Here is an 11,842-nt window from a genome sequence, read left to right on the forward strand (position 1 = left end):
ATGACGCAAGACCATCCGCTGTTGATGCCGCTGACCGCCGACGAATGGGGCGAGGACGAATATGCCGCCGTCGGCGCGCTGATGGGGATACCAGGCGAGGACGTGCCACGGGCCGGCTCGGGCGAGCCCAGGGACCCCCTCAACTTCGACATCATCGGTGTGCTGGCCCGACACCCGAAAATGGCGCGGAAGTTCCTCGGCTACAACGCCTTTCTGCTGCAGCGCGGCGAGCTTCCCTTGCGGCTGCGGGAGCTGGCGGTGTTGCGGCTCGCCCATGCGCGGCGCTCGTCGTTCTTCTGGGGCGAGCACGTCAAGATCGCCAAGGCGGGCGGCATGTCGGATGACGACATCGCTCGGATAACGCGCGGCAACGCCGAATTCGACGGCGTGGACCGGCTGGTGCTCGAGACGACCGACGAGTTGCTCGCCCGTGGTCGAGCCACGGCCGATGCGTGGCAGCGACTCGTCGACGAGCTCGGCACCCACCAGGCGATGGAACTGATCTTCGTCGTCGGCACCTATGCGATGCTCGCGATGGCCTGCGACACCTGGCAGCTCGCTCCGCCGCCCGGCAGCGCGACGCTCCCGGACTAGGCGTCGCCCGCTTCGGGTGTCGCGTCGGTGTCGCCGCGCCGACCCCGTCGCCGCCAACTCCGTACACCCCGGTGCGCGGCGAACGCACCGGCTATGGCGGTGACGCACCACACCGCGATCGCGGTGAATGCCAGCGGTGACGAGAGATCGGAGATCGACGCTCCCAGCGCGGTATACACGAATGCGCGGGGGGCGGATCCGATGAAGGCGCCGACGGCCATCTGCCACAACGGGACTCCGAACGCACCGAAGGCATAGGATGCGAGCGCGTCGGAGACACCCGGGACGAAGCGCTGGCCGACGACGGCCCACAACCCGCCCCGCGCGATGAGATCGTCGAGCCGTGTCGCGCGCTCCTCACCGAGGAGTCCCCGCGCGCTGTCGCGTCCGGCCCGCCTGCCGAGAATGCTGGTGACGCACGCGGTGGTGACCGTCGCCCCGAGGGTGGCGAACGTGCCGACGACGGGGCCGAACAACACTCCGCTGGCGGCGGCGAGGATCGGCCCCGGCACGAACACCGCGGCGAGCAGGCCTGACACCACGACATAGACCAGAGGTGCGACGGGGCCGGTTGAGGCCACCGTGCGGCGGACGTGTTCGACGTCGATCATTCCGGTGACGGCGACCAGGTAGAACAACCCGAGCAGGAACGCGGCGAACAACACGAGGCGAAGGATGTGTTGTCTGCGGGTGGCGGGGCGGTCGCTGAGGGTCATGTCCAGGCAATCTTGCCGCACCCGCGGGTGAACCCTTCCCGCGGCGACACGAGAGATGTACCATTTGGTACATGATCACCGAGTGTGGCGCCGAGATCGACGCACCCGCCGCCGTCGTATGGGACGTGTTCAGCGATGTCGAGCGCTGGCCGGAGTGGACGGCCTCGGTGACCCGACTCACCGCGCTCGGCAGTCCGGAGTTGGTCGTCGGCAACCGGTTCGAGATCAAACAACCGCGGATGCCCAAGCTGGTCTGGGAGGTCACCGAGGTGACGCCGGGCGCGTCATGGACGTGGGTGCAGCGCTCACCGGGCGGGCTCACGGTGGCTCGCCACGACGTCGGTGCCGAGTCGCAGGCGCGTACCCGCATCCACCAACGACTCGAACAGCGAGGCCCGGTCGGGAGTCTCGTCGGGCTGCTGATGCGACCGACGACCAGGCGCTACCTCGACCTCGAGGCCGAGGGTTTGAAGGCGCGCTGCGAGCAGCTGTATCGCCTCGATGGCCCGACCGCCTGACACCCGGCGTCGGCAGGAGCTGCTCGACGGCCTGGTCGCGGAGGTTGCGCGCAACGGCATCGGCGACCGGTCGCTTCGTGACTTCGCGGCGGCGCTCGACACCAGTCATCGCATGCTGCTGCATCACTTCGGATCGCGTGACGAACTGCTGCTGGCGATCGTCGGCGAGGTCGAGAGACGTCAGATGGCGCTGGCCCGAGAACTGCCCGCCGACCCCGCCGAGGCCGTCGCGGCGATGTGGGCGAATCTACGGCGACCGGAGCTGCGCCCGTTCGAGCGGCTGTTCTTCGAGTGCTACGCGCGAGGAGTGCAGGGTGAGCAACCGTTCGCCCGGATGCTGCCTGCCGCGGTCGAGGACTGGCTGCAGGATCCCGGCCCCGCGGGCGATTCCACGATGATGCGGCTCGGCCTCGCCGTGGCCCGCGGCCTGTTGTTGGACCTCGTCGCTACCGACGACCTCGACGGCGTCGACGCCGCGGCCGCCACGTTCGCCGACCTGGTCCGCGCCCACCGCCGATGACGGTCAGTCCTCACTGCTTCGACGTTCGCCGATGAACGCGAGCAGACGGGGGTCCTCGGAGGTGAACACGTCGACCTCCTCGCCGCCGTCGCAGCGCAGCAGCGCGACGGTCACGCTGCCTTCCCGTCGCGCCCGGACCTCCCAAATGGCGCCGGAATCCTGCCATCGCTGCAGATCCGCCACTCGGTCCACGGCCATGCCCCTACCATCTCACCGCATGGGCGGCCGGCCAAGCGTCGAGGTCGTGCGGGTCTATGACCCGCCGGACGAGCACGACGGGACCAGGGTTCTGGTGGACCGGCTGTGGCCGCGAGGATTTCGCAAGGACGATCCGCGGGTGGGCCGGTGGCTACGGGCGGTGGCGCCCTCGACCGAGCTGCGGCGCTGGTATTCGCACCGGCCGGAACGATTCGACGAGTTCGTCGCGCGCTACACCGCCGAACTGGAAACCGACGAGGGCGCGCACGCGTTGGACGAACTGCGCGGCCTGCTCGCCGAAGGACCGGTGGTGTTGGTGACCGCCACCCGCGACGTCGACGGAAGCCACGCCGCCGTCCTGAGAGACATCCTGACTCGACGGGCGTGAGACGATCAGCCCATGCCGTCGGAACCTCTGCGATGACCGTCGTTCTCGCCATTCGTTGCGCCGACGGGGTCGTGGTGGCCTCCGACTCGCAGATCACCGATCCCGGGCGCGGCCTGAGCTATCCGGCCCAGAAGCTGCATCCCCTTGGTGAACACGCCGCGTGGGGTGGTAGCGGCTCGCGCGCGGTGCTCTACGACCTCGAGCAGATCTTCGACAACGAACCGGACGCGATCGTCGAAGCCCCCGACATCGGTCACGCCCTGCAGGGGCGCGTGCTGCCCGTGCTCAAGCACCACTACGAGAACTTCATCGAAGACGTGCCCGCGGGCAAGCCCGGCGCGACCCCGGCGACCTACGTCCTGGCGGCGGGGTACACCCACGGGGAGCCGTTCATCGTCGACATCGATCCACACGGGCTGATCGGCCACTACGAGGAAATCGGTTTCCACGCGGTGGGCAGCGGGTCGCCGATGGCCCAGCAGGCGCACGCGCTTCTGGCGCACTTCGAGATGGGCGAGCGCAGCGTCGACTACGGCGTGGTGGCCGCGCTGCGGGTGCTCGACGCACTGGATGCGTCGTCGCCCAGTGTCGGTGGGCCGATGGACCTTTGCCGGATCACGCCCGACGGCGCCCGTCATCTCGACGAGGAGGCCGTCGCCGAGGTTCGACGCAACGTGCACCGGTGGACCGAACTCGAACAACGGGCACTCGACGACCTGTTCGGCTGAAGGGGCGGACGCCCAGGTGGAGGAAGGTAAGTCTTGCCTTAGTCGTTGCGGTAGGCTCGGCGGGCGATGACCGAGATCGACGATGCACCCTCTCCCGTACTACCGCGAGAGTTGACCGACATTTCCGATGCGGTACGTGCGGTCGCGGCCCCGCCCACGCCGGTGCTCGCCGAGCCGTACTTCATCCGGCTGGCCGATCCGGATGCGGACGCGGAGATGATCTCGGAGTGGATGAACCGCCCGCACCTGGTCGAGGCGTGGGAGTACGACTGGCCGCCGCAGCGGTGGCACCGGTATCTGGCCGCGCAGTTGGCGGGCGAGTACTCCAGGCCGTTCGTCGGCTCGTTCCGGGGACAACCGTTCGTCTACATCGAGTTGTACCGCGCCGCCAAGGATTCCATTGCCCCGCGCTACGACGCCGACCCCCACGACATCGGGATGCACGCGGCGATCGCGGAGTTGCGCTTCGTCAACCGCGGAATCGCGCCGATCCTGTTGCCGCGGTTGACCGCCAACATCTTCGAGCTCGACCCGCAGTGCCGTCGCATCATGTTCGACCCGGACCACCGGAACAAAGGCGCGCGCGATGTCTGCGAACACGCCGGATGCGATTTCCTCGGCGAGCACGACATGTCGAACCGGCGCATGGCGCTGTACGCACTGCCGCGGACGTAGCGGCGACAGCGGCGCCGATGCGGGTCAGGGCAGCTGGTTGAACTCGGCGTAGCCGTCTTGGTCGGGCTTCATGCCGGCGGCGACCAACTCCCACAGCACCTCGTCGGTGCCCCCGCCGACCCGGGCCAGTTTCATGTCGCGCCACCATCTTCCGAGCGGAGTCTCCTCGACCAGATAACCTGACCCACCGAAGAGGTGCATGCACTCGTTCATCACCTCTTCGCCCAGCCGGGCGGCATTGACCTTCATCGCGGCGGCGGTACGCAGGTCGAGCTTTCCGGTCGCGGCGATACCGTCGAGTGCGTAGCGAAGCATGTCGACGCGCGCCTGGAGGTCGGCCATCCGCAGCCGCAGCGCCTGATGCTCCCACAGGCTGTTGCCGAACTGCTTGCGAACCATCATGCGCGCCTGGGTGATTCCGAGCACCCGCTGTGCCGACGTCGACACCAGCCCTGCCACCGACATCCGCTCCTGGGCCAGTCCCCAGGAGATGGCGGCCAGGCCGATGCCCGCGCGGGCGACCAGAGCGTCGGCGGGCACCCACGTGTCGATGTGCACGGCGGCGGTGTCGAGGGGGCCTGCGCCGACCTTGCGGTAGGGCGTCTGGATCTCGCACTGCGCGAGGGGGACGGCGATTACGACGACGCTGCCGTGCTTGCTGTTGGGATCGTGGTCGACGTTGCGGGCCACGCACATGACGTGGTCGGCGATGGGGGACAGCGAGACGAACTTCTTGATGCCCTTGACTGCGAAACCGTCCCGCACAGAACGCACTTCGGTGCCCACGATCTGCAGGTCGGATCCGCCGGACTGCTCGGAGGCGCCGATGCACAGCACCGTCTCACCGCGGATCGCCTGCTCGGCGATCTCCTTCAGGTAATCCGACTTGCCGAAGCGGCGCAGGATCGCGATCGCCGAGTCGTGCAGACCCACACCAACCCCGATACCGGCCGAGCCCAGCCCACCCAGCTTGCGAGCGAGCTCGATGACCTTCGCGACGTCGGGATGCTGTTGTCCGGGTGGCCACTTGCCGGCGAACACCCCGGACTCGCCGAGGTACTCGATGAGTTTGCGCGGGAATCGTTCCGTCTCTTCGGCTTCGGCCGTCCAGGCGGTGACGCGGTCGTCGAACACCCGCTCGAGCAGGTCGCGGTAGTCCTCGATCGGCGGTGCGTCCGGCGCTTCGGCAGTGGCCGTCATCGGCTTGCTCCCTCCAATGTGCGCTTGACTTCGAGCCGGCGCAGCTTGCCCGACGAGGTGCGGGGCAGCGCACCGGGTTTGAGGAACACCACGTCGGCGGGCACCACGCCGCAGTGCGATGCGACACGGGCCACGATCTGGCTCCGGGCGCTGGGTTCGTCGTCACCCTTGAACTCCGCGGCGATCACCAACCCGGGCCGCGCCGAGGACTCGCCGGTTCCGACGGCCACCACGCAACCGTCACGGACACCGTCGATCTCGCCTGCGATGCGCTCGATCTCATTGGGGAACACGTTGCGACCCGCCACCGTGATGAGTTCCTTGGCCCGGCCGCAGACGACCAGTCCGTCCTCGGTGAGATAGCCCAGATCACCGGTGGGCAGCCATGCGTTCCGGTCGATCGGGGCCTCGCCGACGTATCCGGTCATCAGCGACGTGCCGCGGACCTCGACCTCACCGACCTCGCGACCGGTCACCTCGGTGGTGTGCGCGGCGTCGGTGTTGATGCGGATCTCCATACCGGGGATCGCATGGCCGAGCACGGCAAAGCGGCGGTTGGTCTCGCTACCGTCGGTGATCACCTGGACATCGTCGATGCGAAGCCCGGTGAAGGGCACGGGAACGCTGACCGCACAAGTGGATTCGGCCAACCCGTAGGACGGGGCCAGCGAGTTCGGGTTGAACCCGAACCGGGCCATCCCGTCGGCGAAGCGCTGATAGCCGGCGCAGTCCACCGGTTCTCCGCCGTTGAGCGTGAAACCGAGGTGGCTGAGGTCGAGGTCCTTGAGGTGGCCCGCGTACTTGCCGATCAGGTTGAAGGCCATGTTCGGCGCGGCGGTCATGGTGGCTTTGCTGTCCATCAGCCACTGAAGCCAGTTGAACGGGGACGCGGCGAATGCCGAAGTCGGGGCCTGCCACAGGTCGGCCTGGCCCAGCGTGGCGGTCAGGAGGAAGGCCAATCCCATGTCGTGGTAGATCGGCAGCCAACTGTGCAGTCGGGAGCGGTCGTTGACGTTGACCCGCTCGATGAGCCCCCGCAGATTCGCCAGCGACGCGGCCGGCGAGATCTGGGCCGTACGAGGCGTTCCCGTCGACCCCGCGGTGCCCTGCAGAATCGCGACGTCCGCGGTGTCGGGTCCGCGGAAGGTTGTGGAGCGGCGCGAGTGGCCGACTTCGAGGAGGTCGTGGACGGCGATCGTGTCGGAGTGCTTGCGCAACAACGCCAGTTCGGTGCCGTGGCTGAATACCGCCGTCACACCTATGGAGGCGAGCCGGTCCAGCGTGGTCTGCGCCCACTGGTCGGGATCGGCGCGCCGGATCGGTCCGGGCAGGATCGACAACCCGGCGCCGGCGAAGAACGCACCCGGAATGGCGGCGATGAACTCAACGGTCGGATCGCCGATCAGGCCGACGGCGTTGGCCTCGTCGTCGGTGATCCGCTCGGCAACGTTTTCGGCCCGCGCGTGGACCTCGGGCCACGGATGATCTACCCACTGGCCGGTTTCCGTGTCGAGGACGGCCAACTCGGTCGGCGCCCCCGACATCGCCGCCGACAGGGCTGCGGCCAGTTCGGTCACGAGTTCGTGGATGTGGCAGCCGATTTGGCCAGGATGGCCGCTTCCAGGTCGCCGACCGTGTCGCAGCTGAGCAGGTCCTCTTCGCTCAGCGCCACGCCCAGCCGATCCTCGATGGCCACCATCCCCACCGCGAACGCGACCGAGTCGAGGCCGACGTCGTCGATCAAGCGGGAGTCGCGGGTGACTCGTCGGACATCGACGTTCATGTCGTCGCGCAGGATCTCGGCCAGCGCGAGGCTGACGGCTTCTGGAGTAGACGGGTTCACGGCACGCGACGGTACTACGTCGGATCAGGTAAGGCTAGGCTTACCCCCGCTGCTCGCGGACAATCTCACAGCCGCATTCCCATCCACCATCCCAACGCGGCGGCGGCGATGCCGAGGGCCAGGCTGACGACGATGTTCGCGATCGCGAGTCCGACCCGGCGGTCTGTGCCGAGTTCGAGCGTCTGCAGCATCCACGTCGAGAATGTCGTGTACGCGCCGAGGAGCGCGACACCGGCAAGCAGCGCGGTGGTGGGGCCCAGTTCGAGGCCGGCGAGCAGGCCGAGCACCAGCGCGCCGGAGATGTTGACGACGAAGATGCCCGACGGGAACGCCCCGCTCAGCCGGTGAGACACCGTGCGGTCGACGAGGAAGCGCAGCACCGCCCCGACTCCGCCGAGGACCGCGACACCCAGCCACACCGCGACCGTCATCTCCGTGCCCATTCCGATGCCAGCCAGGCGGCGGCGAGGCCGACGACGATGCTGGCCGACGCGTATCCGGCCGCCAGCGCGAAATGCTCGCGTTCGATCATCCTGAGGATCTCGACCTGCATCGTCGAGAAGGTCGTCAGCCCGCCGCAGAACCCCGTGCCGAGCAGGGGCCGACGGTAGCTGTCGTCGGGGAGTCGGGTGGCGACGTATCCCAAGAGGAACGCGCCGACGATGTTCACGGCGAATGTCGGCCACGGCCAGTGCCCGGGTTCGGGCGCGACCAGTGTCTCGATCGCGGCGCGGGCGAGGGTGCCCAGCGCACCGCCGACGAACACGGCAAGCAGCTCGCGGCCGTCGTAACCAAGCACGAGGGTCAGTATGGCCCGGGTGGCTCATGAGACGCCGCATGACGGCAAGGAGCAGAATCGGGTTCATGGCGCCCAACCCCCGAGCCGGTCAGCCGGCGCAGCCCGAGGATCTCATCGACATCGCTTCGGTGGTGACGGCGTACTACACCCGAGAACCCGACCCCGAGAACGTCGACCAGCAGGTGGCGTTCGGCACGTCGGGGCATCGCGGGTCCAGCCTCGACGCGGCGTTCAACGAGGCGCACATCGTGGCCACAACGCAGGCGATCGTCGAGTACCGCGCCGCTCAGGGCACCACCGGTCCGCTGTTCATCGGCCGTGACACTCATGCGCTCTCCGAGCCGGCCTGGGCGTCCGCGTTGGAGGTGCTGGTCGCCAATGACGTTGTGACGATGATCGATTCGGCTGATCGGTATACGCCGACGCCTGCGATCAGTCACGCGATCCTGACGTTCAACCGGGGTCGGGAGGGTGATCTGGCCGACGGGATCGTCGTCACGCCGTCGCACAACCCGCCGCGGGACGGCGGGTTCAAGTACAACCCGCCCAGCGGGGGGCCTGCGGACACCGACGCCACGGGTGCGATCGCCAACCGGGCCAACGAACTGTTGCGCGACGGGCTCAAAGGGGTCAAGCGGGTGCCGCTGGCCCGGGCGCGCCAGACCGCGCAGCGCCACGACTACCTCGACGCCTATGTCGCCGATCTACCCAACGTCGTCGACCTGCACGCGATCAGCGCCGAGAAGATCCGCATCGGCGCCGACCCGCTCGGCGGCGCCAGCGTCGACTACTGGGGCGCGATCGCCGAACGCCACAACCTCGATCTCACCGTGGTCAACCCGCTCGTCGACGCGACGTGGCGGTTCATGACGCTGGACACCGACGGCAAGATCCGGATGGACTGCAGCTCGCCGAACGCGATGGCCGGCCTGCTTCGGGCGATGAGCGACGACCCCGACGCCTACCAGATCGCGACCGGAAACGACGCGGACTCCGACCGGCACGGGATCGTCACCCCCGACGGCGGGCTACTCAACCCCAACCATTACCTGGCCGTCGCGATCGACTACCTGTTCTCGCACCGGCCGTCGTGGCAGGCGTCGACCGCGGTCGGCAAGACGGTGGTCAGTTCGTCGATCATCGACCGGGTGGTCAAGGGGCTGGGGCGCGAACTGGTTGAGGTGCCGGTCGGGTTCAAGTGGTTTGTCGACGGATTGCTCGGCGGGACAATCGGTTTCGGTGGTGAGGAGAGCGCGGGCGCGTCGTTCCTGCGGCAGGACGGGGCCGTGTGGACGACCGACAAGGACGGCATCATCCTGGCGCTGCTGGCCTCGGAGATGTTGGCGGTGACGGGGGAGACGCCGTCACAGCGCTACGCCGCGCTGGCCGACAGGTACGGCGCCCCAACGTATGCCCGTGTCGACGCACCCGCTGACCGTGAGCAGAAGGCGCGGCTGGCCAAACTGTCTGCAGAGCAGGTCTCGGCGACCGAGCTGGCGGGCGAGCCGATCACGGCGAAGCTGACGACCGCACCGGGCAACGGCGCGCCGCTGGGCGGGTTGAAGGTGACAACCGAGAACGCGTGGTTCGCGGCGCGGCCGTCGGGCACCGAGGACGTGTACAAGATCTACGCCGAGTCGTTCAAGGGGCCCGAGCATCTCGCGGAGGTGCAGGAAGCGGCGCGCGAGGTGGTCAATAAGGTCATCGGGTGAGTTCTGAACCGGAGGGCGACTGCTCGACGGGGCCCGATGGGGCGGAGGCCAACCACACCGAACCCAAGCCGAAGCTCCCGCGCGAGGTCTGGCTGCTCGTCGGCGCCAACGTCGTGGTGGCGCTCGGCTACGGCGTGGTGGCGCCTGTGCTGCCGCAGTACGCGCGTCACTTCGGGGTGAGCATCAGCGCGGCGACGTTCGTCATCACGGCGTTCGCGTTGATGCGGTTGATCGCCGCGCCGCCCGCCGGGCTGCTGGTGCAGCGCATGGGCGAGCGGCGGGTGTACATCAGCGGCCTGATCATCGTCGCGCTGTCGACGGGGGCGTGCGCGTTCGCGCAGACGTATTGGCAACTGCTGGCGTTCCGCTCGCTGGGCGGGCTGGGCTCGGCGATGTTCACGGTGTCCTCGCTGGGCCTTATGATCCGGATCTCCCCGGAGAACGCGCGCGGCCGGGTGGCGGGCCTGTTCTCGACCGGGTTCCTGGTCGGTTCAGTGGGGGGCCCGGTGTTGGGAAGCCTCACCGCGGGTTTCGGGTTGGCGGCGCCGTTCGTGATCTACGGAGCGGCGCTGCTGGTCGCGGCCGGCGTGGTGTTCGTCAGCCTGCGCGGCAGCACGCTCGCGGCTCCCGAAGAGACGGAGGGCGCGGCGGTTTCGGTGCGTCAGGTGCTGCGCCACCGGGCCTATCGCGCGGCGTTGTTCTCGAACTTCAGCACCGGGTGGGCGGCGTTCGGGTTGCGGATCGCGCTGGTGCCGCTGTTCGTGGTCGAGGGGCTCGGCTACGGGGCGGGGGCGGCGGGCCTGGCGCTGGCGACGTTCGCGATCGGGAACGTATCGGTGGTGATCCCCAGCGGGTATCTGTCGGACCGGATCGGGCGCCGCAAGCTGTTGATCGTCGGGCTGACGGTGTCGGCGGTGTCGACGATTCTGGTCGGCTTCACGACGTCGTTGCCGATCTTCCTGGTCGCGGCGTACATCACGGGCGCGGCGACGGGCATCTTCGTCTCGCCACAGCAGGCGGCGGTGGCCGACATCGTCGGGAACAAGGCGCGCGGCGGGACTGCCGTCGCGACCTTCCAGATGATGGCCGACCTGGGTTCGATCATCGGGTCGCTGGTGGTGGGCCAGATCGCCGAGCAGGCGTCGTTCGGTGCGGCGTTCGTGGTCAGCGGGGCGATCCTGGGGGTGGCGGCGCTGGGATGGGTGTTCGCGCCGGAGACTCGTGGCCGGCCCGCCGAGCACACGCCGGCTCGCGCAATAGGCCCCGAAGCCGGTGGCGAAGTCCCGTAACCAGCGATTTTGAGCGCTTCCCGCAGGTGGTGTAACTTCGATGAGCACGACTTCAGGGGCTATGGCGCAGCTGGTAGCGCACCACACTGGCAGTGTGGGGGTCAGGGGTTCGAGTCCCCTTAGCTCCACTTTCCGGAGAACCCGCTTCGACCATCGGTCGGGGCGGGTTCCGTCATTCCTGGGCGTCCTCAGTGCAGGCACGCTGTTTACGCACCCCGCTGATCATCGGAGGAGCATGCCGCACTTTCTCGCGCCGGCCGTCAGGCCGCCCAATCTCCGGGTGGCGCCGGTCCGCCGGGTTCACCGGCGCCGTCGACGGGCGTCGCGGCGCTCGATTGGGTGTCGCCGGGGTGGCTGTCGTCAGCAGCATCGGGTGACGCAGCGGTGTCGTTCTCGTCTATCCGGCCGCCGTCATCGGGTTCGGGTGACGCAGCGGTGTCATCGTCGACTGCTCGGCTGTCGTCAGCAGCATCGGGTGACGCGGCGGTGTCCTTGTCGACTACCCGGCTGCCGTCATCGGGTTCGGGCGGTGTGGCGGTGTCGTCGATCTGGCTGTGGGTTTCGTGTTCTTCGGGTGGGCGCAGGAGCCGTTCGGGTCGGTGGTAGTAGTTCAGCCGCGCCTGGCCGGTGTCCAGCCCGGGTGGTGGAAGCCATTCGACCTC

The 11,842-nt window shown here is 68.5% G+C and carries 15 protein-coding genes, 1 tRNA gene and 1 pseudogene; 9 read left to right on the forward strand and 8 right to left on the reverse strand.

All coding sequences use genetic code 11. The annotated features are described in order from the left end of the window. Entirely contained in the window at window positions 1–594 is a 594-nt protein-coding gene (locus AU197_RS14250; protein ID WP_064403354.1) for a carboxymuconolactone decarboxylase family protein, read from the forward strand. On the opposite strand, the gene AU197_RS14255 is transcribed toward AU197_RS14250, so the two are convergent. Continuing rightward, window positions 591–1,310: a TVP38/TMEM64 family protein gene (locus AU197_RS14255; protein WP_064403355.1), complete on the reverse strand. Its 720-nt coding sequence runs from the start codon at window positions 1,308–1,310 to the stop codon at window positions 591–593. The two genes, AU197_RS14250 and AU197_RS14255, sit on opposite strands and share 4 nt — an antisense overlap. Window positions 1,311–1,381: 71 nt before the next feature. Between AU197_RS14255 and AU197_RS14260 the strand changes: the two genes are divergently transcribed. Continuing rightward, window positions 1,382–1,828 carry an SRPBCC family protein gene (locus AU197_RS14260; protein ID WP_064403356.1) on the forward strand — a complete coding sequence of 149 codons (447 nt, stop codon included), beginning with the start codon at window positions 1,382–1,384 and terminating at the stop codon, window positions 1,826–1,828. Further along, entirely contained in the window at window positions 1,812–2,348 is a 537-nt protein-coding gene (locus tag AU197_RS14265; protein ID WP_064403357.1) for a TetR family transcriptional regulator, read from the forward strand. Before AU197_RS14260 ends, AU197_RS14265 begins: the two co-directional genes overlap by 17 nt. Before the next feature lie 3 nt (window positions 2,349–2,351). Here the strand turns inward: AU197_RS14265 and AU197_RS14270 are convergent, their stop codons facing one another. Further along, the gene (locus AU197_RS14270; RefSeq protein WP_064403358.1) at window positions 2,352–2,546 is read right to left on the reverse strand and encodes a hypothetical protein; all 195 of its coding nucleotides are present in this window, start codon (window positions 2,544–2,546) and stop codon (window positions 2,352–2,354) included. Between the two features lie 19 nt (window positions 2,547–2,565). On the opposite strand from AU197_RS14270, the gene AU197_RS14275 reads away from it, so the two are divergent. The 3 genes from AU197_RS14275 to AU197_RS14285 all read left to right on the forward strand — a co-directional run bounded on the left by AU197_RS14275 (window position 2,566) and on the right by AU197_RS14285 (window position 4,337). Then, window positions 2,566–2,934 (forward strand): DUF488 domain-containing protein, encoded by a 369-nt coding sequence (locus AU197_RS14275; RefSeq protein ID WP_064403359.1) that lies wholly within the window; start codon window positions 2,566–2,568, stop codon window positions 2,932–2,934. 32 nt (window positions 2,935–2,966) lie between these two features. Then, window positions 2,967–3,662, forward strand: coding sequence for a hypothetical protein (locus tag AU197_RS14280; RefSeq protein ID WP_064403360.1), 696 nt, complete (start codon window positions 2,967–2,969; stop codon window positions 3,660–3,662). Window positions 3,663–3,728: 66 nt separating this feature from the next. Beyond that, window positions 3,729–4,337 (forward strand): GNAT family N-acetyltransferase, encoded by a 609-nt coding sequence (locus tag AU197_RS14285; RefSeq protein ID WP_064403361.1) that lies wholly within the window; start codon window positions 3,729–3,731, stop codon window positions 4,335–4,337. 24 nt (window positions 4,338–4,361) lie between these two features. Here the strand turns inward: AU197_RS14285 and mbtN are convergent, their stop codons facing one another. From mbtN to crcB (AU197_RS14310), 5 genes are all read right to left on the reverse strand, one after another. After that, window positions 4,362–5,537 carry a mycobactin biosynthesis acyl-ACP dehydrogenase MbtN gene (mbtN, locus tag AU197_RS14290; protein WP_064403362.1) on the reverse strand — a complete coding sequence of 392 codons (1,176 nt, stop codon included), beginning with the start codon at window positions 5,535–5,537 and terminating at the stop codon, window positions 4,362–4,364. Continuing rightward, window positions 5,534–7,105, reverse strand: coding sequence for a long-chain-fatty acid--ACP ligase MbtM (mbtM, locus tag AU197_RS14295; protein WP_082696676.1), 1,572 nt, complete (start codon window positions 7,103–7,105; stop codon window positions 5,534–5,536). Before mbtM ends, mbtN begins: the two co-directional genes overlap by 4 nt. Window positions 7,106–7,110: 5 nt before the next feature. Beyond that, window positions 7,111–7,380, reverse strand: coding sequence for a mycobactin biosynthesis acyl carrier protein MbtL (mbtL, locus tag AU197_RS14300; protein ID WP_082680925.1), 270 nt, complete (start codon window positions 7,378–7,380; stop codon window positions 7,111–7,113). A 65-nt stretch (window positions 7,381–7,445) separates the two neighbouring features. Continuing rightward, window positions 7,446–7,823 (reverse strand): fluoride efflux transporter CrcB, encoded by a 378-nt coding sequence (gene crcB / locus AU197_RS14305; RefSeq protein ID WP_064403363.1) that lies wholly within the window; start codon window positions 7,821–7,823, stop codon window positions 7,446–7,448. After that, entirely contained in the window at window positions 7,808–8,179 is a 372-nt protein-coding gene (crcB, locus tag AU197_RS14310; protein ID WP_064403364.1) for a fluoride efflux transporter CrcB, read from the reverse strand. The genes crcB (AU197_RS14305) and crcB (AU197_RS14310) overlap by 16 nt, the downstream gene beginning before the upstream one ends. A gap of 65 nt (window positions 8,180–8,244) precedes the next feature. On the opposite strand from crcB (AU197_RS14310), the gene pgm reads away from it, so the two are divergent. The 3 genes from pgm (at window position 8,245) to AU197_RS14325 (ending at window position 11,308) form a co-directional block, all read left to right on the forward strand. Further along, window positions 8,245–9,891, forward strand: coding sequence for a phosphoglucomutase (alpha-D-glucose-1,6-bisphosphate-dependent) (pgm, locus tag AU197_RS14315; protein ID WP_064403365.1), 1,647 nt, complete (start codon window positions 8,245–8,247; stop codon window positions 9,889–9,891). Further along, entirely contained in the window at window positions 9,888–11,180 is a 1,293-nt protein-coding gene (locus AU197_RS14320; RefSeq protein ID WP_064403366.1) for an MFS transporter, read from the forward strand. Before pgm ends, AU197_RS14320 begins: the two co-directional genes overlap by 4 nt. Window positions 11,181–11,235: 55 nt before the next feature. Next, window positions 11,236–11,308 (forward strand) — tRNA-Ala (locus AU197_RS14325). 132 nt (window positions 11,309–11,440) lie between these two features. Here AU197_RS14325 and AU197_RS14330 read toward each other — a convergent pair. Beyond that, a pseudogene (locus AU197_RS14330) lies at window positions 11,441–11,842 on the reverse strand (HNH endonuclease signature motif containing protein); the annotation flags it as partial.

Origin of the sequence: Mycobacterium sp. IS-1590, from assembly GCF_001500025.1 — a bacterium.
Classification (GTDB): domain Bacteria; phylum Actinomycetota; class Actinomycetes; order Mycobacteriales; family Mycobacteriaceae; genus Mycobacterium.